This is a genomic window from Trinickia sp. HAY1-2D (assembly GCF_056754935.1).
Window position 1 is genome coordinate 3015913 of sequence record NZ_JBPGWX010000002.1, and the last position, 24069, is coordinate 3039981.

Consider the following 24069-nt stretch of genomic DNA (forward strand, 5'->3'; position numbering starts at 1 on the left):
ATGACCAGGACTGCATGATGAACCCTCCGACCGATCAGCAATCGATGCAAAAGTGGGTACTCGCCCTGACGTCCGTCGCCGCGTTGATGGCGATGCTCGACGCGATGGTCGTCGCCACCGCGATCAACGCGATCCGAGCCGATCTCGGCGCCTCGCTCGATGCGTTGCAATGGACCGTCAACGCCTACAACCTCAGCATCGCCACGGTACTGCTCACCGGCGCGGCACTGGGCGACCGCTTCGGACGCCGACGCATGTTCTCGTTCGGTGTGGCGCTGTTCGCCGTATCGTCGGCGGCTTGCGCACTCGCAAAAAGCGTCGCTTGGCTCATCGCCGCCCGTATTGCACAGGGCGCCGGTGCAGCGTTCATCATGCCGCTGGCGATGGCCATCCTCACCGCCGCCTATCCGCCCGAGCGGCGCGGCAAAGCGCTCGGGCTCTTCAGCGGCATCACCGGGCTCGCGCTCATCGTCGGGCCCGTGCTCGGCGGAGCCATCGCGGGCAAGCTGTCGTGGCAATGGATCTTCTGGATCAACGTCCCGATCGCCCTCGTCATCGTGCCGCTTGCGTGGCGTCGTATCCCCGAGAGCTTCGGTCCGGCTGTCGCCGTCGATGTGCCCGGCATGGTGCTGGCCGCGCTCGCCGCGCTCGGCATCGTCTGGGGCCTCATTCGCGGCAGTGTTGCGGGCTGGAGCAGCGCCGAAGTCGTCGCCGCACTCGGGGGCGGCGCGGCGCTCGCGGTCGCATTCGTCGCGCGCGAGCGTGTCGCCGCGCAGCCGATGATGCCGATGCGTATGTTCGGCTCGCGCGCATTCTCCGCGAGCATCGCCGCCAGCTTTCTCTTCTACGCCGCCATGTACGGCGTGGTGTTCTTCCTGCCGCAATTCTTCCAGGTCGCCCAAGGGTGCGATCCGCTCGGCGCGGGTCTGCGCCTTTTGCCATGGACGGCCACGCTGTTCGTCGTCGCACCGGTCGCGGGCAGCCTCGTCGACAAGATCGGCGAACGCGCGCTCATGATCGTGGGACTTGCGTTGCAAACGCTGGGATTCGCCTGGGTCGCGTACAACGCAACGCCCGATGTGTCGTACCTCCACCTTGCCGTCGCGCTGACGCTCGCCGGCGCCGGCGTGTCCATGGCCGGTCCCGCGGCGCAAAAGGCGGCGGTGGGCGCGGTGAGCCTCAAGGAGATCGGCAAGGCCTCGGGCATCTTCAATATGTTCCGGATTCTCGGAGGCGCAGCCGGCATCGCACTGGCCGTTGTCGCGTTCTCGGTGGGCGGGCGTTATGCGTCACCTCAGGCATTCGCCTCCGGATTCGGCGCCGCGATGAAGGTGTCGGCCATCCTCTCGGCCGCCGGCGTGCTCGCGGCGCTCGGCCAGCCGGCGCGCCGCGCGCTGTCCGCCGCGTCGGCCAGAGCCAAAGTATAGAAAGCCCGTGCCGGGCGGGCACGCTACGCCGTTCGTTCCCTCGCGTACGCGCGCAGCGCCTCGCCCGTTTGCTCATCGCTCGGAAAAAACGCCTCGATGGCGAGTTCCGCGAGCGTGATGTCGACGGGCGTACCGAACACCGTTGTCGTGCTGAAGAACGACAACGTTCCGAGCGCCGTACGCAGGCGCAACGGCACGACGATATCCGAGGACATCTCCGTGTCCCCGGGTGCGTCCTCGGCGCCCGGCGGCGCGGGATAGGCCGCCAGTTCCTCGACGAGCGCTTCGAGCACCGCATCCCCGCTCGTCTGGGCCTGGCGCTCGACGCGCTGGAGCACATGCGCGCGCCAGGCAAACCAGTTGACGATACTGCTCGCGAGCCCCTCGGGATGCAGCGACAGACGCAACACATTGACGGGCGGCTCGAGGAGCCTCGGCGCGGCGCCCGCCACGAGCGGCGCGAGCGCGCCGTTTGCAGCGATCATCGTCCAATGCCGGTCGACGGCCAGTGCGGGAAACGGCTCGTGCGCGCGCAGCACGAGTTCCACCGCCTGGCGCGCAGCACTGAGTTGAGGATCGTCGAGCGGACGCTCGCGAAAAAGCGGAGCGTAGCCGGCCGCCACGAAGAGCGCGTTGCGCGCCCTCAGCGGCACCTCGAGGCGCTCGGCCAGACGCAGGATCATCTCCCGGCTCGGCACGGCGCGGCCCGATTCCACGAAGCTCAAGTGCCGCGACGAAATCTGCGCTTCCGTAGCGAGCACGAGTTGGCTCATGCGGCGCCGCTGGCGCCATTCGCGCAGTAGATCGCCGACGCCGCGGCTCGTGCCGCGCGCCGCGGGAGGGCTTCGAAACGAAGTGGCAAGCGTATTCATGGCGTCGATCATAACGAATCGGCGCGGCATTTCCATTACCTGCGACGTAATCGACCGGCCTCGCGGTTTCGACGATCCTTCGTTCTCGAGCGAGTCGCCATTCCCGAAGCGGCGACCGCACCACCCGCGGCCTCGCGCCGCCATTGAACGTCCAAGGAGCCTGACATGAACGCACATACCCCGCTCGTCGCCCGCTACTTCGCCGCCTGGAACGAGACCGACGCCGTGCGCCGCCGCGCGCTCATCGGCGAAACCTATGCCGACGGCGCCGTCTATGTCGATCCTATGCTCGAAGGCAAGGGCCATGAAGGCATCGACACCATGATTGCGGCCGTGCATGAGCGATTCCCGGCCTTCGTGTTCCACCTCAGCACCGACATCGACGGATTCGGCCCGTACGTACGCTTCTCCTGGGAGCTGGTCGGCCCGGACGGCACCGTTGCGGCAAGGGGATCGGACTTTGCCGTCGTCGATGCAACGGGACGCTTCTCGAGCGTCACGGGCTTTCTCGACGCGGTAGCGCAACCTGCCTGAGCGACGTGCAGGCGAGCGCCGCGGCGAACCCCTCTGTCGCGGCGCCGAGACACAGCGGGCGGCTCGCCTGAGCCTCAACCCGGGACAGGGATCGCGAGCGTCTCCTTGATTTCCTCCATGACGACATAGCTCTTCGACTGCACCGCGCCCGGCAACTGCAAGAGGATGTCGCCGAGCAACTTGCGGTAATCGGCCATCTCGCCGATGCGCGCCTTGATGAGATAGTCGAACTCGCCCGACACCAGATGGCACTCGAGCACCTCGGGGATCTTGTGCACCTCGCGCCGAAACTGCTCGAACATGTTGCCGCTCTTGTGGCCCAGTGTGATTTCGACGAACACGAGCAGCGCCGCGCCGAGCTGGGCCGGATCGATACGCGCGTAGTAGCCCGTGATGACCCCGTCGCGCTCCATGCGCTTGACGCGCTCGATGCACGGCGTGACCGTCAGCCCCACGCGCTCGGCCAGATCCTTCATCGCGATACGGCCGTCTTCCTGAAGGATGCGCAGGATATGGTGGTCGAGCTTGTCGAGCTTGCGGATCGGTTGGCGCTGCGTTCTCACTGTTTTCACCAAAAATATGAAAACTACAAAAACAAAAACTGCTTTCGTCGCAATAGTATAGCTCCAATAACTGGATCAAGCGTCTTTTGGAGTAGCTATGCGAGTCATCGTCTTGGGCAGCGGCGTGGTGGGCGTAACGAGCGCCTATTACCTGGCGCGCGCGGGCCATGAAGTCACCGTGGTCGACCGCGCCGCGGGTCCCGCGCTCGAAACGAGCTTTGCGAACGCGGGCCAGATTTCTCCCGGTTACGCGGCACCGTGGGCCGCGCCGGGCGTTCCGCTGAAAGCCGTCAAGTGGATGTTCCAAAAGCATGCCCCGCTCGCCATCCGCCTGGACGGTACGCAGTTCCAATTGAGTTGGATGTGGCAAATGCTGCGCAATTGCACGGCCGAGCGCTACGCGGTCAACAAGGGCCGCATGGTGCGCCTGGCGGAGTACAGCCGCGATTGCCTGCAAGCATTGCGCGCCGATACCGGCATCCGGTACGAAGGCCGCACGGGCGGCACGCTGCAACTCTTTCGCACGCAGCAGCAACTCGACGGTGCGCAGAAAGACATCGCGGTGCTGCGCGAGGCGCAGGTGCCTTACGAACTGCTCGCGCCGGACGAGCTCTCGCGCGCGGAACCCGCACTCGCCGCCGTCTCGCACAAGTTGACGGGCGGGTTGCGTCTTCCGGGCGACGAAACGGGCGACTGCCAGCTGTTCACGACACGGCTGGCCGCGCTTGCCGAACAGCTCGGCGTGAAGTTCCGCTACAACACGCCCGTCGATGCACTCGAGATGGCGGGTGGCAGGATCGCCGGTGTCCGCAGCGGCAACGAAACCCTGCGCGCCGACACCTACGTCGTCGCATTCGGTGCGTATTCGACGCAGTTCGTAGCCGACATCGTGAAGATTCCGGTTTATCCGCTCAAGGGCTATTCGATCACGGCACCCATCGTCAACCCCGCCGCGGCGCCCGTATCGACGGTGCTCGACGAAACGTACAAGATCGCCATCACGCGCTTCGACGATCGGATTCGAGTGGGCGGCATGGCGGAAATCGTCGGCTTCGATCAGAAACTGCGCAACGCACGCCGCGAGACGCTCGAGATGTGCGTCAACGACCTTTTCCCCGGCGGCGGCGATACGGCGCATGCGACATTCTGGACGGGCTTGCGCCCGATGACCCCGGACGGCACGCCGATCGTCGGCCGCACGCCTGTCGCGAATCTGTTCCTCAATACCGGCCACGGCACGCTGGGCTGGACGATGTCGTGCGGCTCGGGCCAACTGCTTGCCGACCTCATCTCCGGCCGGCGCCCCGCCATCCAGGCGGACGACCTATCGGTGCATCGCTATCTGGGCGACATCGGCACGTCGCCCAGACCCGCTTACGCGTAACGGCTCACGCCACCCGAAGAGCCCAGGCAGCACAAACGGCGCCCCACACGGGCGCCGTTTGCATTTTCAGAACTGGTCTTCGGACAGTGCGTAGACGCCCTCACCGCCCTTGCCGGTGACGATGGCCGTTTCGAGCGCGGCGGCCCGAGGCAGGATTTGCTCGGCGAAAAATCGCGCGGTTGCGATCTTTGCGCCATAAAACGGCGCGTCGCCGACTTCGTCGCGCGCCGCGACGAGCATGGCACGCGCCATATGCCAGCCTGCCAGCACGATGCCCGCGAGCTCCAGGTACAGCACACTGCCCGCGAACACGGCTTTTGGATCGGACTTCGCATTGGCGAGCACGAAATCGACGACGGTGTCGAACGAACGCACGGCCAGCGACAACTGCAAACGCATGGCCGCGAAAGCGGGCCCCTCGTGCGCCGAAAGCGCATCGAGTGTCGCGCGAATCTGCGCGGCGAACTTCTTTGCGACGGCGCCGCCATCGCGCAGCGTCTTGCGACCGACGAGGTCGTTCGCCTGGATCGCCGTGGTGCCTTCGTAGATGGTCAGAATGCGCGCGTCGCGATAGTACTGAGCCGCCCCCGTTTCCTCGATGAAACCCATGCCGCCATGCACTTGCACGCCGAGACTCGCGACCTCGATCGAAAGCTCGGTACTCCATCCCTTCACAATGGGCACGAGAAACTCGTAGAGCGCCTGATGTTCGGCGCGCACGGCGGCATCGGCATGACGATGCGCAACATCGCAGTGCGCCGCCGCAACATACGCGAGGGCGCGCGCGCCTTCCGTCAACGCGCGCATGGTGGCCAGCATTCTGCGCACGTCGGGATGATGAATGATCGTGACGGGGTCTTTCGCGCTACCGTCGACCGGGCGGCTCTGCACGCGCTCCTTTGCGTAAGCCACCGCCTTTTGGTACGCACGGTCCGCGATGGCCACGCCTTGTATGCCGACGGCGAAACGCGCCGCATTCATCATGATGAACATGTATTCGAGACCGCGGTTCTCTTCGCCGACGAGGTAGCCGGTCGCGCCGCCATGGTCGCCGAACTGGAGCACGGTGGTCGGGCTCGCCTTGATGCCGAGCTTGTGCTCGATCGATACGCAGTGCACGTCGTTGCGCGCGCCGAGCTTGCCATCGTCGTCAATCTGGAACTTGGGCACGATGAAAAGCGAGATGCCTTTTACGCCCTCCGGCGCATCGGGCGTGCGCGCGAGCACGAGGTGGACGATGTTCTCGGCCATGTCGTGCTCGCCCCAGGTGATGAAAATCTTCGTGCCGAAGATTCGATAGGTACCGTCGCCTTGGGGCTCGGCGCGCGTGCGTACCAGTGCGAGATCGGAGCCGGCCTGCGGCTCCGTGAGGTTCATCGTCCCTGTCCACTCGCCTGAAAGCAGCTTGGGCACATAGCGCTGCTTCTGCTCGGCGCTACCGGCAGTGAGCAGCGCTTCGATCGCGCCGTCGGTCAGCAGCGGACAGAGCGCGAACGAAAGATTCGCGGCATTGAGCATCTCGACACAGGGCGTCGCGATGAGCTTGGGCAAACCTTGCCCGTCGTAGTCGACGGGATGCTGCACACCTTGCCAACCACCCTCGACGAACTGGCGGAACGCTTCCTTGAAACCGGGCGTCGCGGTGACGGCACCGTCCTTCCAGACGCTCGGATGGCGGTCGCCCTCGACATTCAGCGGAGCAAGCACTTGCTCGCACAGTTTCGCCGACTCGCCGAGCACGGCTTGCGCCGTTTCGAGGGTCGCGTCATCGCTGCCCGGCAACGCGGCAACCGTCTCGAGACCGGCCAGTTCCTTCATCGCGAATAGCATGTCCCTGATGGGCGCGGTATAGCTCATCGTGCTCCTCCTGAGTCGTTGCTCTGCATTGGGGCCTCAGTAAGCGCTAAAGCGCTAACTGGGACCGTAAAAAAAGGGGCGCGCCGCGCCCCCTCCCCTGTTGCCGTCAGGCGCCTAGTCGAACGGCGCTTCGCGTCGTTCGTTCAACCGAGCTCCGCGACCAGCTCCGGCACGAGCGCGAACAAATCGCCGACGAGTCCGTAATCGGCCACACTGAAGATCGGCGCCTCAGGATCCTTGTTGATCGCGACGATCACCTTCGAATCCTTCATGCCGGCCAGATGCTGAATCGCACCCGAGATACCGACCGCAACGTACAGTTGCGGTGCGACGATCTTGCCCGTCTGGCCCACCTGGTAATCGTTGGGTACATAGCCCGCATCCACCGCGGCGCGCGAGGCGCCCAACGCCGCGCCGAGCTTGTCGGCCAGCGGCACGAGCACGCTCTGATAGTTCTCGCCGCTGCCCAGACCCCGGCCACCCGACACCACGATCTGCGCGCTCGTCAGCTCGGGACGGTCCAGCTTGGTCACCTCGCGGTTCACGAACTGCGAGATACCACGGTCAGCCGCCGCCTCGATCTTCTCGATTGCGGCGCTACCGCCAACGGCTGCCACGGCGTCGAAGCCCGTCGCACGCACCGTCAGCACCTTGATCGGATCGCTCGATTGCACCGTCGCAATCGCATTGCCCGCGTAGATCGGCCGCTCGAACGTATCGGGCGACACCACCGCGGTGATCTCGCTGATCTGCGCCACGTCCAGCTTCGCCGCCACGCGCGGTGCGATGTTCTTGCCGTATGCCGTGGCCGGCGCCACGATATGCGAGTAGTCCTTCGCGATCTCCAGCACCGTCGCTTCGATGTTCTCCGCCAGACCTGCAGCCAGTTGCGGCGCGTCGGCGAGCAGCACCTTCGAGACGCCCGCGATCTTCGCCGCCGCATCGGCCGCGGCCTGCGCGTTGTGACCGGCAATCAGCACGTGAATATCGCCGCCGACGAGTTTGGCAACCTCGTGCGCGGCAGCAATAGTGTTCAATGTCGCGCCCTTGACGGTCGCGTTGTCATGTTCGGCAATCACCAGAATCGTCATTTCTTCGCGCTCCCCTTACACCACCTTGGCTTCGGTCTTCAACTTCTCGACCAGCGTCTTCACATCCGGCACCTTCACACCGGCGCTGCGCTTGGGCGGCTCGGCCACCTTCAGCGTCTTCAAGCGCGGCGTGACGTCCACCCCAAGGTCTTCGGGCTTCAGCGTTTCCAGCGGCTTTTTCTTCGCCTTCATGATATTGGGCAGCGTCACATAGCGCGGCTCGTTCAGGCGCAGATCCGTCGTCACCACCGCCGGCAAGCTCAGCGTCAGCGTCTCCGCACCCCCGTCCACTTCGCGCGCCACCGTCGCACGGCCCTCGGCGATCGTCACCTTCGAGGCAAACGTCGCTTGCGGCAGGTTCGCCAGCGCCGCCAGCATCTGGCCCGTCTGGTTCGAATCGTCGTCGATCGCCTGCTTGCCCAGAATCACGAGCTGCGGCTGCTCTTTATCGACCAACGCCTTGAGCAGCTTCGCCACGGCCAACGGCTGCAAGTCCTCGTTCGATTCGATCAGAATCGCCCGATCGGCACCGATCGCCAGCGCCGTGCGCAGCGTCTCTTGCGCCTGCGCCACCCCGCACGACACCGCCACGATTTCCGTCGCCACGCCCGCTTCCTTCAGCCGCACCGCCTCTTCCACCGCGATTTCGTCGAACGGGTTCATCGACATCTTCACGTTCGCAATATCGACGCCCGTGCCATCCGACTTCACGCGAACCTTCACGTTGAAATCGACCACGCGCTTGACCGGCACCAGAATTTTCATGCACACGCTCCAAAGTTACGAATACGTCAACCCAGCGGCCATTATAACGACAGCCAAACAGCAGCCCGAGGGGCCGCCGCGCCGGGCGCCGGATGTCGAGCGGGCTTCCGCTCGATGGTGCGCCTAAATAACGAACGATCGTTTTATTTTAATGAGGCTGGGCCGACTCGCCAAGCCCGAATTCTCGATCAACGCCTCTAACCGCACCGATGTTCTCAGCGATGGCTCAAACGCCGCACGAGCCAGTCGCCCAATGACTGCACGAGCTGAACGAACACGACGAGCACCGCCACGACGGCCAGCATGACCTCGGGCAGGAACCGCTGGTAGCCATAGCGAATGCCCAGGTCGCCGAGCCCGCCGCCGCCGATCGCGCCCGCCATCGCCGAGTAGCCGACCAGCGAAACGAACGTGATCGTCAGCCCCGCTACGATGCCCGGCAGAGCCTCGGGCAACAGCACCTTGAAGACGATCTGGTACGTCGTCGCGCCGAGCGCTTCGGCCGTCTCGATCAGGCCGCGGTCGACCTCGCGCAGCGCGGTTTCGACGAGGCGCGCGATGAAGGGCGCCGCCGCAATCGTGAGCGGGACCACCGCGGCCGCCGTCCCGATCGAGGTGCCGACGACTAATCGCGTCAACGGAATGACCGCCACGAGCAGGATGATGAACGGCGTCGAGCGCACCGCATTGACCGTGAGCCCCATCGCGCGATTGGCCGCGGCGTTTTCGAGCACGCCGCCTGGCTCTGTCAGAAAGAGCACGATGCCGAGCGGCAGCCCGACCAGCGCGCCGAGCACGCCCGATATGCCGACCATCACCAGCGTCTCCCAAAACGACGCGAGAAACATCGGTAGCATTTCATCAAACATGCGCGAGCGCCTCCACCACGACTCCTTGCGCGCGCAAGTAAGCGAGCGCATCGCCGAGCTGGCCCGGTTCGCCGTCGGCCAGCACAGCCAGCGAGCCGAACGCCCGCCCCTGAATCTCGTCGATCTGACCGTGCAGAATGTTCACGTCGAGCGCATAGCGCCGGATTGCCTCGGACAGGACAGGCTTGTCGACGCTGCCTCCCGCGAACGCGAGCCGCAGCAGTTGGCCGGCGCCTGTCTCGAGGTGCTTTGCGACACGCGCTTTTACCGCGGCCGGCAACTCGTGCGCGATGACGTCGCCGAGCAGCGCACGCGTGACGTCGTGCCGCGGCTGCAGGAAGACATCGACGACCGCCCCCGCTTCGACGATGCGCCCTGCATCGAGCACCGCGACGCGATCGCACACCTCTTTGATGACTTCCATCTGATGGGTGATCAACACGACCGTCAAACCGAGCTCGCGGTTGATGCGTTTGAGCAACTGAAGGATCGAGCGCGTGGTCTCGGGATCGAGCGCCGAGGTGGCCTCGTCGGAAAGCAGCACCTTTGGCTTGCTCGCGAGGGCGCGCGCAATGCCTACCCGTTGCTTTTGCCCGCCGCTGATCTGCGCCGGATAACGCTGCCGTTGCGCGGAGAGGCCGACGAGTTCGAGCAGCGGAGAGACGACGGCGTCGATGGCGTGACGCTTCATGCCCGCGAGCTCGAGCGGCAGCGCGACGTTTTCGTATACCGTGCGCGAACTGAGCAGATTGAAATGCTGGAAGATCATGCCGATCTCGCGGCGCGCCTCGCGCAGCTGCGCTGGGGGCAGTCCCGTCAATGCGCGGCCCGCCACGACGACTTCTCCCTCGCTTGGCCGTGCGAGCAGATTGATGGTGCGCACGAGGGTGCTCTTGCCGGCGCCGCTTCGGCCGATGATGCCGAAAATTTCGCCGGGCGGAATCGTCAAGTCGATCCCTTTGAGCGCCTCGACCCAGCCGCCGGGGCCGGCAAAGCGCTGTGAAACGTTGCGTAGTTCGATCATGAAAAAAAGAAGACGGCGGGGGTCGCGCGGCGTTTTGCGCAGGGCGACTAGCGCCCAGCCATGGTTGGCGGGACATCCGGACCCGCTATTTTATCGCGCCGCACAAATAAGGTTTCATAATTAATTCTCAACATCTAATAACTCAAAGGAATTAGAGCTGTCGGTCTCCTTTCGGGGGCCCGCCCTCGGCGCGCGAGGATTAACATGGCGCTCGCATTCCGTCAGCGGGCAAACCCATCATGGCCACCTTCGACGCACCGTCCGATCTCGCGCCCGACGCCGCCGGCTCAGATACGGGCCCTACGCGTTCGACTGTACGCACCGCCGACGGGGTCGAGCTTGCGCTATACCGTTGGTGCCCAGGGCAGGCTCGCTTCCAGCCCAAGGCAACGGTGGCACTCGCGCACGGGCTGGCCGAGCACGCGGGGCGCTACGCGCCGCTTGCCGCACGGCTTGGCGAAGCAGGGATCGAGCTCGTTGCCATCGATTTGCGCGGACATGGCCATTCGCCCGGCCCGCGCGTATGGGCCGGATCCATCGACGAATATTTGCGCGACTTCGAAGCGTTGCTCGGGGCGGCGGCCCGCCCGCCCATTCCGTTCTTTCTGATGGGACACAGTATGGGTGGGACGATTGCGGCGCTTTACGCAGCCGAGCGACTCGCGCATGGTGCGGCACACGGGCAACGGCCCGCCGGACTGATTCTGTCGAGCCCCGCACTCGTTGCCGGCCGCGATGTGCCGCGCTGGATGATCGCGGCGAGCCAACTCGTGAGCCGCGTCTGGCCGCGTTTCCCGGCCATGAAAATCGATCCCGCGCTACTCGCGCGCGATTCGGCCGTCGTCGAGGCGAATCGCAACGATCCCCTCGTGCACCACGGTCCGATACCCGCGCGTACCGGCGCCGAAATCCTCGTTGCCATGAAGCGTATCGAACGCGCCCGCGCAGCGCTCGAACTTCCCGTACTCATCTTTCATGGCAGCGACGACAAGCTGACCGAACCGGAAGGAAGCCGCGAGTTCGCGCACGAGGTGGGCTCGGCCGATTGCACGCTGACCATCTTTGAAGGCAGCTATCACGAGACCATGAACGATCTCGACCGTACGCGCGTGATCGATGCGTTGATCGAGTGGATCGGGGCGCACTCAGGATAATCGCCCGGCGCATCGCGCCGACGCCCGATCGCGATACCCCGTTCGCGTTAGGGCCCTAGGCGCTCCAGTTCGGCTTGCGCTTTTCCACGAACGCCTGCATTCCCTCGAGCGTCGCATCTTCCATCGCGTTACAGGCCATGGTCTGCCCCGCGAGCTGATATGCGGCTTCGATGCCGGTTTCGAGCTGCCGGTAAAAAAGCGCTTTGCCCGCGCTCACCGCAGCTGCGGGCTTGGCGCAAATCCCGGACGCGAGCGAAATCACTTCGGCGTCGAGCGCATCGAGCGGCACCATCCGGTTGATGAGCCCCTCGTCGCGCGCCTTGGCCGCATCGATGAATTCGCCCGTCATCAGCATCTCGAATGCGGCTTTGCGCGAGAGATTGCGCGACAACGGTACGGCCGGTGTCGCGCAAAAGAGGCCCACGTTGATGCCGGAAACGGCAAAGCGCGCCGTGTCGGCCGCCACCGCGAGATCGCACATTGCAACGAGCTGACAGCCCGCGGCCGTCGCCATTCCTTGAACGCGTGCAATGACGGGTTGCGGCATCCGCTGAATCGTCATCATCAACGCCGAGCAACGGGCGAAGAGCGCCTGATAGTGGGCCAGCGACGGCGCCGCGCGCATTTCCTTCAGATCGTGGCCCGCGCAGAACGCGCGGCCCGCGGCTGCAAGGACGACGACTCGTGCATCGCTTTTCGCGATCGTGCCCAAGGCGGCATGGAGCTCGGCAATCAGTTGCTCCGACAGCGCGTTGAACGCATCGGGACGGTTCAGCGTCAAGCGGACGGCGCCCGGAAGTCCATACGCCCCATGCTCGATGAGCAGCACGCCCGTCGGTTCCGTGCCGGCCGAACTCTCGGCCGGATGTGTCGACGATGAATCGGAGTTCATGACCGTCACCTCCATGGTTCCATCATGCGGGCAGCGGGCGATGCCGGGCCGCCCGCGCGCACCGCCGTTCGATGCGTCAAATGCCGGCCAGCGCGCGCACGTGGGCGGCCACGCTGCGACCGAGCGCCGACAGGTTGTAGCCGCCTTCCAGGCAGCTCACGATGCGCCCGCGCGCATAGCGCGCCGCAATGCCGCGGATCCTATCGGTTATCCAGACGTAGTCGTCCTCGACGAGCCCCATGTTGCCGAGATCATCCTCGCGATGTGCGTCGAAACCGGCGGAGATGAAGATCATCTCAGGCTCGAAAGCCGTGAGGCGCGGCACCCAGGCGAGCTCGATGGCTTCTCGTACCGCCTCGCCCTTCGTGCGGGCCGGCATCGGCAGATTGACCATGTTCGAGGCAACGGTGTCCGCACCGCTGTACGGATAGAACGGATGCTGAAAAAAACTGCACATGAGCACGCGCTCATCGCCCGCGAATGCCGCTTCGGTGCCATTGCCGTGATGCACGTCGAAGTCGACGATGGCCACGCGCTCGAGCCCGTGCGCCTCGAGTGCGTGGCGCGCCGCGATCGCGACATTGTTGAAAAAGCAAAAACCCATCGCACGACCCGGCTCGGCGTGATGGCCCGGTGGCCTGACCCCGCAAAACGCGTTCTCGTAGCGGCCTTCGATGACGGCGTCGGTCGCCGCCACCGCTGCTCCCGCCGCGCGCAGCGCCGCCTCCCAGGTATGGGCGTTCATTGCGGTGTCGGGATCGATCCAGGCGTAGCCTTCGGCCGGCGACCGGCTCTCGATGTATTCGATATGCGAGCGCGTATGCACGCGCGCAATCTGCTCGAAATCGGCGCGCGGCGCCGTCTCGCGCTGGACATGCGGGGCGATACGGCTGGCGATCAGTTGGTCTTCGATCGCATGCAGGCGTTCGGGACATTCGGGATGCCCGGGCCCCATCTCATGAAGCAGACATTCGGGATGTGAATAGAAAGCGGTTGCCATGATGTATCCGCCTGCCGCGCAAGCATGTCTCCAAGCAGCTACGTTACCACAGGCCGATGTGCGCCAACGCCGAGACCCGGAGCGCTCCTCCCGCGCACGACGCGGACCCGCTACGGTTTCGCGCGAGCCGCCCGTTCGCTATACTGCGCCGAGCCCCGAAACGTTCACGCACCGCCCGCCGTTCCCATCCCATCCAATATGACCGTCATCCTCGCCTCGCGCACAGCCCAGCGTTTTGCCGCCCTCGCCGCCACCGTCGCTTTCGCTGCCGCCAATGGCAACGCGGCGCTCGCGCAGACGCACCCTGCCCACCGTTCGGTCAGGGTCGCGCAAGCCGAGCCGCAACCCGCCTCGCAGAGCCAGACATTCGAAGAAGAGATCGTTCCGCAGCGGTATGCGCACAATGCGGATGTGGACGCATTCATCGACGACATGGTCGCGCGCTACGATTTCGACGCCGCGGCGCTGCACGCGCTTTTTGCGAGCGCGGCCTACTCGGCCACCGTCGTGAAACTCGTCACGCCGTCGCCCACGCCCGCGCTCAAGAACTGGCATGCGTACGAATCGCGCTTTCTCGATCCGGTTCGCATCAACGCAGGCGTCAAGTTCTGGCACGACAATCAGGCAACGCTGCAGCGCGCTTACGAGCAGTATGGCGTGCCGCCCGAGATCGTCGTCGGCATCATTGGCGTGGAGACGATCTATGGGAAGTACATGGGCAACTTCCGCGTGATCGACGCGCTGACCACGCTCGCATTCGACTACCCGAACACGCCGAACCGCGCCGAACGCGAAATGACGTTTCGCAAGAACCTCGAAGACTATCTGGTCTGGACGCGCAACGCGCAGCTCGATCCGAGCAGTGTGCGAGGCTCGTACACAGGCGCCATCGGCATTCCGCAGTTCCTGCCGAGCAGCATCGTCAAATATGCAGTCGACTACGAAGGCAACAATCGCATCGATTTGCGCTCGAGCACGGCCGATGCGATCGGCAGCGTCGCCAACTATCTGAGCGAAAACGGCTGGAATACCGGGCGCCCCGTCGTATGGCAAATCGCGCACGATGCCGGCAGCATCGGGATCGCGCAGGCAGCCGCCGATGGCAAGCCCGAGCCGCACTGGCCACTCGCCCAGATGCTGCGCGCCGGCATGTCGCTCGACGAACCGGGCCTCGATACGAACGTCGAGGCAGCCACGCCGGTGCTGGTCATCGATCTGCCGACCCCGGGCCAACCCACCGAATACATGCTCGGCCTGCAGAACTTCTATGTGCTCACGCGCTACAACCGCAGCTTCTTTTATGCGCTGGCCGTTTATGAACTCGGGCAGCGCGTGAAAGCGCGCATGCAGGCCGACGCCGCAGCCGCGGCCTCCAGTTGAGCGGCCGGCTGGCGCTGACCGGAACCGAAGCTCGGTGGAAGGTCGGCGTCAGGCCGGAAAAACGCCGGTGGACAGATAACGGTCGCCGCGGTCGCAAACGATGAACACGATCGTCGCATTCTCGACTTGTCGCGCAACGCGCAATGCCACCTCGCACGCACCGCCGGACGAAATGCCGCCGAAGATACCTTCGACGGCAGCCAGTCGGCGCGCCATGGCTTCGGCTGCCGCCTGCGAAACGTTCTCGGTGCGATCGATCCGGCTGCGATCGAAAATCTTCGGCAAATAAGCCTCGGGCCATTTGCGGATGCCCGGAATGCGCGAGCCTTCCTCGGGCTGCGCGCCGATGACCTCGATGGCGTCGTTTTGCTCCTTCAGGTAGCGCGAGACGCCCATGATCGTACCGGTCGTTCCCATGGACGAAACGAAGTGCGTGATGCGCCCTTCCGTTTCGCGCCAAAGCTCGGGGCCCGTGCTCTCATAATGCGCGAGCGGGTTGTCGGGGTTCGCGAACTGATCGAGGATGACGCCCTTGCCCTCGCGCTGCATCTGCTCCGCCAGGTCCCGCGCGTACTCCATTCCGCCCTTGACCGGCGTGAGCACGATCTCGGCACCGTACGCCGCCATGCTCTGGCGCCGCTCGGCAGACAGGTCCTCGGGCATGACGAGCACCATCTTATAGCCTCGGATTGCGGCGGCCATCGCCAGCGCGATGCCGGTATTGCCGCTGGTCGACTCGATGAGCGTGTCCCCGGGTCTGATGCGCCCACGCGCCTCCGCGTGCTTGATCATCGATACCGCCGGACGGTCCTTGACCGAGCCCGCGGGATTGTTGCCTTCGAGCTTGGCGAGCACGACATTGTTGCGGCTGCGGATCTCGTCGTCCGGCACGCGCACGAGTTGCACGAGCGGCGTGTTGCCGACCGTATCTTCAATAGTCTTGTAAGGCATGTGTTAGACGCGCAAAGCGCAATGACGTAATGAGCAATCGAGAATTCGAGGTATTGGGATGGATTGTAAAGCAGCGCGCCACGACGTGCCGGAGCGGCTCGGTCGGCAGTAAGTTCGCGGGCCCGATGCCACGCGCCCCAGCCGAGAACGCAAAAAACCCGCGGCAAGCCGCGGGAAGCCGTCGAACCGCATGACGGTGAAGGAGAGCTGCGAGAAGACGCATCGACAAGCGCACGCGTGCGGTGCGCAGGTCGAAGCGTCAACGATGGGTCATCGATGCGTTACGGCCACCGCGGCGCGACGCGCCGACGCACTCGTTGCGCGGCTCGGAACACCGCCGGATACAGGGATGGATGGCCGGGGCGACGATGGGACGGATAGCGGCCGCCCCACTGAAAGTCCTTCGGCTTGCAGCCGCTCGAGCGTTCGGCCGCCGAATCCCTTGACACGAGCGACCAGATCCGACGCGTCTTCGAACGGCCCATTGCGTGCGCGTTCGTCCAGAATGGCACGCGCCTTCGCGGGACCAATGCCTTTGACGCTGCGCAGGGCCGCTTCGTCAGCGGCGTTGACGTCGACGGCCGCGCTGAGCTGGCCGCATGCAGCGGCCAGAAGGCATGCGGCAAGGAATCGTTGATACATGGGACCTCCGTTGATCGAGCGGCCGGCATGAGAGGAAGCCGACCCGAAGACCCCAGTCTAGGGAGATGCGCCGTCGTCTTACAGCTGGCCGGATAGCCAACGCACGTATCTGTCGACGCCTTCTTGCACCGTCAGAAAGGGCGCGTCGTAGCCGGCCGCGCGCAAGCGCGTCGGGTCCGCTTGCGTGAAGCACTGATATTTGCCGCGCAGGGCGTCGGGAAACGGTACGTATTCGATGAGCCCGCTCTGGACCATTTCGGCGAGCGAAAGCGGCGCCTGACCCTCGAGGGCACGCAGCGTGTTGACGACGCTCGACGCGATGTCGTTGAACGGTTGCGCGCGGCCCGTGCCGAGATTGAAGATGCCCGATTTTTCCGGATGGTCGAAGAAAAAGAGGTTGACCTTCGCGACGTCCTCCACGGAGACGAAATCGCGTGTCTGCTCTCCGGCGGCGTAGCCGTTGTACTCGCCGAACAGCTTCACCTTGCCCTCGGCGCGGAACTGATTGAAGTTGTGAAACGCCACTGACGCCATGCGTCCCTTGTGCGATTCGCGCGGACCGTAGACATTGAAGTAGCGAAAGCCCGCAATCTGGCTCGTTGCGGCCGGCAGCACGCGGCGGACCAACTGATCGAACAGGAACTTCGAGTAGCCGTAGACGTTGAGCGGGGCTTCGACGGCACGGTCTTCGACAAAGCGTGTCGAGCCGCCGTAGATGGCCGCCGACGACGCATACAGAAACTGCGCACCTTGCGCGAGACAAGCGTCGAGCACCGCCCGGCTGTATCGAAAGTTGTTGTCCATCATGTAGCGGCCGTCGGTTTCCATCGTATCGGAGCAGGCTCCTTCGTGGAAAACGGCACGCACCTTGCCGAAATCGCCGCGCGTGAAGCGTTCGACGAATTCGGTCTTGTCGAGATAGTCGTCGATCTCGCAATCGACGAGATTCTTGAACTTGTCGGCGCGCTTCAGATTGTCGACTGCAACGATGCGCGTCTCGCCGCGCGCGTTGAGCGCCTTGACGAGGTTACTGCCGATGAAGCCGGCGGCGCCGGTGACGATGAGAGTCATGATCGGTTTCGCAATGAAAGGGATGTGTCGGAAAGCGGCCCGCCTCAGTGCGCGGGCGCAAAAAGTTCGTCATAGTCCACGGTCGCCGTACCGAGCTTGCCGACGACGATACCCGCCGCACGATTGGCCAGTGCGACCGCATCGACGAGCGGCACACGCGCGCCGAGCATTGCGGCAAGCGTCGCGATGACGGTGTCGCCCGCACCCGACACATCGTAGACCTCGCGTGCGACAGCCGGTGCATTGAGCTCGCCATTCGCCGTAAAGAGCGTCATGCCCTCTTCCGAACGCGTCAGCAACAGCGCCTCGAGCTCGAGCGATGTGCGCAGTTCCGTGACGCGCGCAACGAGGTCCTCCTCCGATTTCCATCGGCCGACCACCTCGCGCAGCTCGGCCCGGTTCGGCGTGATGACCGTGGCCCCGCGGTAGCGCTCCCAGTCGTCCCCCTTCGGATCGACGAGCACGGCTTTGCCGGCCGCTCGCGCCTTGGAGATCATTTGCGTCACGTGCGTGAGCCCGCCCTTCGCGTAGTCCGAAAGGAGCACGACATCGTGCGACGCGAGCAACCTATCGAAGCGCGCGAGCCCGGCGAGCAACGCCTCGTGCGCAGGCATCTTCTCGAAGTCCATGCGCAGCAGTTGCTGCTGGCGCGACAGTACACGCAGCTTGATCGTCGTCGGGAGTTCCGGGTCGCGTTCGAGATGCGGTATGACGCCGCTGTCCTTCAACAACTCGACGATGCGCTCGCCGGGCTCGTCGTGACCGACCACGCAGAGCAGGCCAGTGCTCGCACCGAGCGCCGCGGCGTTGCGCGCAACGTTGGCGGCGCCGCCAAGCCGGTCCTCCTGGCGCTGGACATGCACGACCGGCACAGGCGCCTCGGGCGAGATGCGGTTGACGTCGCCGAACCAGTAGCGATCGAGCATGACATCGCCGACTACGAGTACGCGTGCGCTCGCGAGCCGCTCGCGCGCAATGACAGGCAAGGGCGGCAACGCTTGCGTGGGTGCGGCGACGGGACGAGCCCCGCTCTCGCTCATCTCAGGCGTGCGGATCGGTTGCGGACTGGAGTGGGACATAGGGACGCCCGATTGCGTAGTAATCGATGCCGAGCTCGGCCATCGCTTGCGGTTCATAAAGGTTGCGCCCATCGAAGATCACGGGCGACTTCAGCACCGACTTCATGTGCATGAAATCGGGACTCTTGAATTCCTTCCATTCGGTCAGCACGATGAGCGCATCGGCCCCGGACAACGTTTCCTCCTGCGAAGCCTCGAACGCCAGCCGGGCATGCTCGTCGCCGCGATCGGCGAGATCGAGCGCGAATACGCGGCGCGCCTCGTCGAGTGCGACCGGATCATAGGCCTGCACGCACGCACCGCGCGCCAGCAAAGCCGCAATGACGCGCCGGCTCGGCGCTTCGCGCATGTCGTCGGTGTTCGGCTTGAACGAAAGCCCCCAGACCGCGAAGGTGCGCCCCGTGAGATCGGCGCCCAGCACTTGCTCGATCTTGCGCACGAGTACTTCCTTCTGATCGTGATTGACCGCCTCGACGGCTTCGAGGATGCGCAGTTGCTGACCGCTGTCATTGGCCGTGCGCACGAGCGCCTGAACATCCTTCGGAAAGCACGAGCCGCCGTAACCGACGCCCGCGTAAAGGAAGTGATAGCCGATGCGCGGATCGGAGCCGATCCCGCGGCGCACCGCTTCGATATCCGCGCCGACACGATCGGCCAGATTGGACATTTCGTTCATGAATGAGATGCGCGTCGCGAGCATGGCGTTGGCCGCGTACTTCGTGAACTCGGCCGAACGGACGTCCATATAGAGCGTGCGCTCGTGATTCCGGTTGAACGGCGCATAAAGGCGCTTCATCTTTTCGCGCGCCAGACGTCCGGCTTCGTCGTCGTCGCTGCCGAGCACGATGCGATCGGGCCGCATGAAATCGTCGACGGCGGCGCCCTCTTTCAAAAACTCCGGGTTCGATACGACCGAAAAACTGCGCGCCGCGCGATCTGCGAGACCGCGCGCCGCCAACTCAGCTTCCACGACGGCGCGCACGCGTTCCGCGGTGCCGACCGGCACCGTCGATTTGTCGACGATGACCTTGAAGCCGTTCATGTAGCGGCCAATGTTGCGCGCCGCCTCGAGGACGTACTGCAGATCGGCCGAGCCGTCCTCGTCCGGAGGGGTGCCGACCGCGATGAACTGGATCTCGCCGTGCTCCACACTGGCTTTGACATCGGTCGAAAACGTGATGCGCCCGTGTGCACGCGTGCGCGCGATGATTTCCTTCAGCCCCGGCTCGTGGATCGGCACGCCGCCGTTATTGAGGATGTCGATCTTGCGCGGGTCGACATCGAGACAAAAAACGTCGTTGCCGATTTCCGCCAGGCAAGCCCCGGTGACGAGGCCGACATACCCGGTGCCGATGATGGTGATCTTCATACCTGTTCCGCTGGTTGATGCCGGCGCTCGAACGCGCGCCGGCGCGGGCGCACGCGCCCGAATTGCATGAGGCTCTTTCGACTGCAGACGCTGCCGCGCCTCGCTAAAGCGTCATGGCCTGCTTCGCCGCCCGCATCACTGCGGTGTGGCGATCGGCTCGACGCGGCGCGGCGCATAAGTTTCCCAGCCGCTGCACCCCGGACACTGCCAGTAAAAAAGGCGCGCGCGGAAGCCGCAATTTTGGCATGTATATCGCGGCAGATTCTTGGTGCGTTGCTTGACGAGCGTCCTGATCAACGCGAGCTCGCTGCGCCGCGGCTCCTCGGCCGTCGTCATCTGCGCTTCGATCAGGCGCATCATGCCCGCTAGATTGGGCGCTGCCTGCATTTGCGCGCGCGCGAGCGTATGCGCGGCCTCGGGCCCGCGCAGCTCGGCCACGTACGGGTAGACGACGTCGAGCAGATCGCTCGAGCCGAAGCGCTCCACGTATTCCGTCAGCAACGCCGCGCCTTGTTCGGCACGCGAGAGCGCCTGGTAGGCCTTCATCAGCTTTTCGGCAACGAGCGGCAAATAGACCGGATTCTGCTCTTCCACGCGACGCCAGGCTTCGATGGCCGCTTCATGCTGTCCCGCCGCGCATGCCACATCGCCCGCCAGGATCGTCGCGCGCACGTTTTGGGGGTTGGCCTTGAGCGCGAGCGCCAGTTCGTCGGCTGCCGCGCGCGGCTCGTTGCGCGCAAGGGCTTCTTGCGCAAGCTCGCAGTGGAACTGCGCGATCTCCTTGCCGAGCGGGCTCGCGCCCATCGATTCCAGCTTCTCCGCGATCTTGATCGCCTTCGTCCATTCCTTTTCGATCTCGTAGATCGTCAGCAGCGCACGCTGCGCGCCGAGCGCGTGCTCGCCGCTTTCCAGATGGGCGAGCGTCTCTTCGGCGCGGTCGAGCAGACCCGCTTTGAGAAAATCCTGGCCGAGTTCGAAAAGTGCGTGGTCGCGCTCGTTCGCGGGCAAATCGACGCGGCTCAGCAGGTTCTGATGGATACGAATCGCACGATCGGTCTCACCGCGGCGGCGAAACAGATTGCCGAGCGCGAAATGCAGCTCGATCGTTTCGGGATCGAGCTTGACCACCTCGATGAACGCATCGATGGCCTGATCGGGCTGCTCGTTGAGCAGGAAATTGAGACCGCGAAAATACGACCGCGGCAGATTGGCACTCTCCGAGAGGAGTGTCTTCAAATCGTAGCGCGCCGCCACCCAGCCGAGCGCGAACGCCACGGGGATGGTCAACAGCCACCAGAAATCGAGATCCATGCGAGGGCGGGCGATGCGAAGAAAGTGCGTGTTAGGGCAATCGGCTCGATGCGGCCATCAGACGACCGGCGGCAACGGCGGCTCGCTCGCCACCGGCGGCGCTTCGCGCGCAACGCGCAAGTCGCGCTTGAGGCGGCCGTTTTCCAGTTTCAGACGGACCAGGCCGGGAAATGCCGATACGAGCCCCGCCAGCAGTCCGACGCCAAAAAAGGCCAAGCCGATCAAGATCAAAGGTGCTTGCCACGCGTAGCCGGCCAGGAAATTCAGCGTAGCGTTTTGCGTATTGGCGAGCGCGAGTACCAGCAACAGCACGAAGACGAACGCGCGAACCAGCCAGACGATCAATTTCATAAAGGCTCTCTCGAGGGAACACCACGTGCCTGACACGCGCACGATAACGGCGGTGGCGCGTTGTCGGGCGGAGAAACGCCCCGTATTGTAAAGGAAAGCTTCGGCCAGCCGTCGCGGCGGGTTATCGGAACAGGATCGCGCTCCGCCATGGCATACGAGCCTCCAACCACGACCGGCGCTCGTGGGACCAGCCCAGGCGTGAAAGGCCGCATCGCCGGCAAATGCCAGCCTCAAAAGAAAAAGCGCCCGAAGGCGCTTTTCATCTTTCCTTGGCCGTGCTTGTCGCACCTGTCAAAGCGTATCGTCGGCGTCGTCGGCCTCGACCGCTTTCAGCGGCTCGCCCGCACGACGGTCCACCCGTTCACGCAGTTCCTTGCCGGGCTTGAAATGCGGCACGTGCTTTTCGGGCACGAGCACCTTCTCCCCCGATTTCGGATTGCGTCCCACGCGAGACGGGCGCCGATTCAGGCCAAAGCTGCCGAAGCCCCGAATTTCGATGCGATGGCCCTTGGCCAACGCCTCCGACATCGCATCGAGCATCGTCTTCACCGCGAAATCCGCATCCTTGAGGACAAGTTGCGGAAATCGCGCTGCCAACTGGGCGACCAATTCCGATTTGGTCATGCTGCGGCAAACCTCTCAGGCTTACTGGTTCTGACCGTCGAGCTTGGCTTTCAGCAACGCGCCAAGGTTCGTCGTGCCCGAAGCCGCGGAACCCGAATCAGCTGCCAGTCCGCGCATCGCTTCTTGCTGCTCGGCCGAGTCCTTCGCCTTGATCGACAGGTTGATACCACGCGACTTGCGATCGATGTTGATGATCATCGCGTTGACCTTGTCGCCTTCCTTCAGCACATTGCGCGCATCTTCCACGCGGTCTTGTGCGATTTCGGACGCGCGCAGATAGCCTTCGACTTCGGTCGAAAGCGCCACCACGGCACCCTTGGCGTCCACGGCCTTCACCGTGCCGTCGACGATCGAACCCTTGTCGTTCATCGCCACGAAGTTGCTGAACGGATCGCCTTCGAGTTGCTTGATGCCGAGCGAAATGCGCTCTTTCTCGACGTCGATACCGAGCACGACAGCTTCGACTTCGTCGCCCTTCTTGTACTTGCGGACCGCCTCTTCGCCGGTTTCGCTCCACGAGAGGTCGGACAGATGCACGAGCCCGTCGATACCGCCCGGCAGACCGATGAAGACGCCGAAATCGGTAATCGACTTGATCGCACCGCTGATCTTGTCGCCCTTCTTGAAGTTGCGGCTGAAGTCGTCCCACGGATTCGGCTTGCACTGCTTCATGCCGAGGCTGATACGGCGACGGTCTTCGTCGATCTCGAGCACCATGACTTCGACTTCGTCGCCGAGCTGGACCACCTTCGACGGGGCGACGTTCTTGTTCGTCCAGTCCATTTCCGACACGTGGACGAGGCCTTCGATGCCCGACTCCACTTCGACGAACGCGCCGTAGTCGGTGATGTTCGTGACCTTGCCGAACAGACGCGTGCCCGACGGGTAACGGCGCGAGATGCCTTCCCACGGATCGTCGCCCAGTTGCTTGATGCCGAGCGAAACGCGGTTCTTTTCCTGGTCGAACTTGAGGATCTTCGCCGTGACTTCCTGGCCGACCGACAACACTTCGCTCGGGTGACGCACGCGGCGCCACGCGATATCGGTGATGTGCAGCAGACCGTCGATGCCGCCCAAGTCTACGAACGCGCCGTAATCGGTGATGTTCTTGACCACGCCGTTGACGATGGCGCCTTCCTTGAGCGTCTCGAGCAGCTTCGCGCGCTCTTCGCCCTGCGTCGCTTCGATCACCGCGCGGCGCGACAGCACCACGTTGTTACGCTTGCGATCGAGCTTGATGACGCGGAATTCGAGCGTCTTGCCTTCGTAAGGAGTCGTATCCTTGACAGGGCGCGTGTCGACGAGCGAACCGGGCAGGAACGCGCGGATGCCGTTGACCATGACGGTCATGCCGCCCTTGACCTTGCCGGTGATCGTGCCGGTCACGAGCTCGTTGTTGTCGAGCGCCTTTTCCAGCGACAGCCACGAAGCGAGGCGCTTCGCCTTGTCGCGCGACAGGATCGTGTCGCCATATCCGTTTTCGAGCGCGTCGATCGCGACCGAAACGAAGTCGCCCGCCTGCACTTCTACCTCGCCCGCGTCGTTCAGGAATTCTTCGAGCGGAATGTAGGCTTCGGACTTGAGACCCGCGTTGACGACCACGAAGTTGTGGTCGACACGCACGACTTCGGCGGAGATCACTTCGCCGGCGCGCATGTCTTGCTTGGTCAGCGACTCTTCGAACAGAGCCGCAAAGGATTCGGTAATCGGGTTGGAGGTTTGCAGGTCGGACATAAAAATCGTAAAAGCATGGCTTCGCTCTGCCTCACGCGGTCCACGTTCCGTTTGCCTGGGACCGGCGCGCCGCGGCACGGCATACGCCATACGGGGTTAAGGGTTGATACAACGTTTCGCGACAC

The 24069-nt window shown here is 64.3% G+C and carries 23 protein-coding genes; 5 read left to right on the plus strand and 18 right to left on the minus strand.

Annotated features, from left to right (window positions below; all coding sequences use genetic code 11):
- Positions 1–14 precede the first annotated feature (14 nt).
- Positions 15–1427: a DHA2 family efflux MFS transporter permease subunit gene (locus ACR9ZC_RS21075; protein ID WP_481581804.1), complete on the plus strand. Its 1413-nt coding sequence runs from the start codon at positions 15–17 to the stop codon at positions 1425–1427.
- A 23-nt stretch (positions 1428–1450) separates the two neighbouring features.
- Here ACR9ZC_RS21075 and ACR9ZC_RS21080 read toward each other — a convergent pair whose 3' ends face one another.
- A complete protein-coding gene (locus ACR9ZC_RS21080) occupies positions 1451–2299 on the minus strand; it encodes a helix-turn-helix domain-containing protein (protein WP_481581805.1) in 849 nt (282 codons plus the stop codon).
- A 165-nt stretch (positions 2300–2464) separates the two neighbouring features.
- Between ACR9ZC_RS21080 and ACR9ZC_RS21085 the strand changes: the two genes are divergently transcribed.
- Entirely contained in the window at positions 2465–2833 is a 369-nt protein-coding gene (locus ACR9ZC_RS21085; protein ID WP_481581806.1) for a nuclear transport factor 2 family protein, read from the plus strand.
- 74 nt (positions 2834–2907) lie between these two features.
- Here ACR9ZC_RS21085 and ACR9ZC_RS21090 read toward each other — a convergent pair whose 3' ends face one another.
- The gene (locus ACR9ZC_RS21090; RefSeq protein ID WP_173258793.1) at positions 2908–3396 is read right to left on the minus strand and encodes an Lrp/AsnC ligand binding domain-containing protein; all 489 of its coding nucleotides are present in this window, start codon (positions 3394–3396) and stop codon (positions 2908–2910) included.
- A 97-nt stretch (positions 3397–3493) separates the two neighbouring features.
- Here ACR9ZC_RS21090 and ACR9ZC_RS21095 point away from each other — a divergent pair, with 97 nt between their 5' ends.
- Entirely contained in the window at positions 3494–4780 is a 1287-nt protein-coding gene (locus tag ACR9ZC_RS21095) for a D-amino acid dehydrogenase (RefSeq protein ID WP_481581807.1), read from the plus strand.
- A gap of 66 nt (positions 4781–4846) precedes the next feature.
- Here the strand turns inward: ACR9ZC_RS21095 and ACR9ZC_RS21100 are convergent, their stop codons facing one another.
- The 5 genes from ACR9ZC_RS21100 to ACR9ZC_RS21120 all read right to left on the minus strand — a co-directional run bounded on the left by ACR9ZC_RS21100 (position 4847) and on the right by ACR9ZC_RS21120 (position 10386).
- On the minus strand, positions 4847–6637 hold the full coding sequence (locus ACR9ZC_RS21100) for an acyl-CoA dehydrogenase (RefSeq protein WP_481581808.1): 1791 nt from the start codon (positions 6635–6637) through the stop codon (positions 4847–4849).
- A gap of 143 nt (positions 6638–6780) precedes the next feature.
- Entirely contained in the window at positions 6781–7728 is a 948-nt protein-coding gene (locus ACR9ZC_RS21105) for an electron transfer flavoprotein subunit alpha/FixB family protein (protein ID WP_481581809.1), read from the minus strand.
- 15 nt (positions 7729–7743) lie between these two features.
- Positions 7744–8493 (minus strand): electron transfer flavoprotein subunit beta/FixA family protein, encoded by a 750-nt coding sequence (locus tag ACR9ZC_RS21110; protein ID WP_481581810.1) that lies wholly within the window; start codon positions 8491–8493, stop codon positions 7744–7746.
- Between the two features lie 215 nt (positions 8494–8708).
- Entirely contained in the window at positions 8709–9362 is a 654-nt protein-coding gene (locus ACR9ZC_RS21115; RefSeq protein WP_481581811.1) for a methionine ABC transporter permease, read from the minus strand.
- The gene (locus ACR9ZC_RS21120) at positions 9355–10386 is read right to left on the minus strand and encodes a methionine ABC transporter ATP-binding protein (RefSeq protein WP_440559390.1); all 1032 of its coding nucleotides are present in this window, start codon (positions 10384–10386) and stop codon (positions 9355–9357) included. The genes ACR9ZC_RS21115 and ACR9ZC_RS21120 overlap by 8 nt, the downstream gene beginning before the upstream one ends.
- Positions 10387–10625: 239 nt before the next feature.
- Between ACR9ZC_RS21120 and ACR9ZC_RS21125 the strand changes: the two genes are divergently transcribed.
- Positions 10626–11540: an alpha/beta hydrolase gene (locus tag ACR9ZC_RS21125; protein WP_481581812.1), complete on the plus strand. Its 915-nt coding sequence runs from the start codon at positions 10626–10628 to the stop codon at positions 11538–11540.
- Positions 11541–11595: 55 nt separating this feature from the next.
- Here ACR9ZC_RS21125 and ACR9ZC_RS21130 read toward each other — a convergent pair whose 3' ends face one another.
- Positions 11596–12432: an enoyl-CoA hydratase gene (locus ACR9ZC_RS21130; protein ID WP_481581813.1), complete on the minus strand. Its 837-nt coding sequence runs from the start codon at positions 12430–12432 to the stop codon at positions 11596–11598.
- Positions 12433–12508: 76 nt separating this feature from the next.
- Positions 12509–13432: a histone deacetylase family protein gene (locus ACR9ZC_RS21135; protein WP_481581814.1), complete on the minus strand. Its 924-nt coding sequence runs from the start codon at positions 13430–13432 to the stop codon at positions 12509–12511.
- Positions 13433–13630: 198 nt separating this feature from the next.
- On the opposite strand from ACR9ZC_RS21135, the gene mltB reads away from it, so the two are divergent.
- Positions 13631–14812 carry a lytic murein transglycosylase B gene (gene mltB / locus ACR9ZC_RS21140; RefSeq protein WP_481581815.1) on the plus strand — a complete coding sequence of 394 codons (1182 nt, stop codon included), beginning with the start codon at positions 13631–13633 and terminating at the stop codon, positions 14810–14812.
- A gap of 48 nt (positions 14813–14860) precedes the next feature.
- On the opposite strand, the gene cysM is transcribed toward mltB, so the two are convergent.
- The 9 genes from cysM to rpsA form a co-directional block, all read right to left on the minus strand.
- Positions 14861–15763 (minus strand): cysteine synthase CysM, encoded by a 903-nt coding sequence (cysM, locus tag ACR9ZC_RS21145; protein ID WP_331570544.1) that lies wholly within the window; start codon positions 15761–15763, stop codon positions 14861–14863.
- Between the two features lie 270 nt (positions 15764–16033).
- Positions 16034–16405 (minus strand): ComEA family DNA-binding protein, encoded by a 372-nt coding sequence (locus ACR9ZC_RS21150; protein ID WP_481581816.1) that lies wholly within the window; start codon positions 16403–16405, stop codon positions 16034–16036.
- A 78-nt stretch (positions 16406–16483) separates the two neighbouring features.
- A complete protein-coding gene (gene rfaD / locus ACR9ZC_RS21155) occupies positions 16484–17476 on the minus strand; it encodes an ADP-glyceromanno-heptose 6-epimerase (protein WP_481581817.1) in 993 nt (330 codons plus the stop codon).
- 44 nt (positions 17477–17520) lie between these two features.
- Complete coding sequence (rfaE1, locus tag ACR9ZC_RS21160; protein ID WP_481582732.1) at positions 17521–18516, minus strand: D-glycero-beta-D-manno-heptose-7-phosphate kinase; 996 nt, start codon at positions 18514–18516, stop codon at positions 17521–17523.
- 1 nt (position 18517) lies between these two features.
- Positions 18518–19924 (minus strand): UDP-glucose dehydrogenase family protein, encoded by a 1407-nt coding sequence (locus ACR9ZC_RS21165; RefSeq protein WP_481581818.1) that lies wholly within the window; start codon positions 19922–19924, stop codon positions 18518–18520.
- Between the two features lie 135 nt (positions 19925–20059).
- Positions 20060–21235: a lipopolysaccharide assembly protein LapB gene (lapB, locus tag ACR9ZC_RS21170; protein ID WP_331570536.1), complete on the minus strand. Its 1176-nt coding sequence runs from the start codon at positions 21233–21235 to the stop codon at positions 20060–20062.
- Between the two features lie 57 nt (positions 21236–21292).
- Positions 21293–21586, minus strand: a complete 294-nt coding sequence (locus ACR9ZC_RS21175) for a LapA family protein (protein WP_331570534.1) — start codon at positions 21584–21586, stop codon at positions 21293–21295.
- Positions 21587–21877: 291 nt separating this feature from the next.
- Complete coding sequence (locus ACR9ZC_RS21180) at positions 21878–22210, minus strand: integration host factor subunit beta (RefSeq protein WP_173258764.1); 333 nt, start codon at positions 22208–22210, stop codon at positions 21878–21880.
- A 21-nt stretch (positions 22211–22231) separates the two neighbouring features.
- On the minus strand, positions 22232–23944 hold the full coding sequence (rpsA, locus tag ACR9ZC_RS21185; RefSeq protein ID WP_331570532.1) for a 30S ribosomal protein S1: 1713 nt from the start codon (positions 23942–23944) through the stop codon (positions 22232–22234).
- Between the last annotated feature and the right edge of the window lie 125 nt (positions 23945–24069).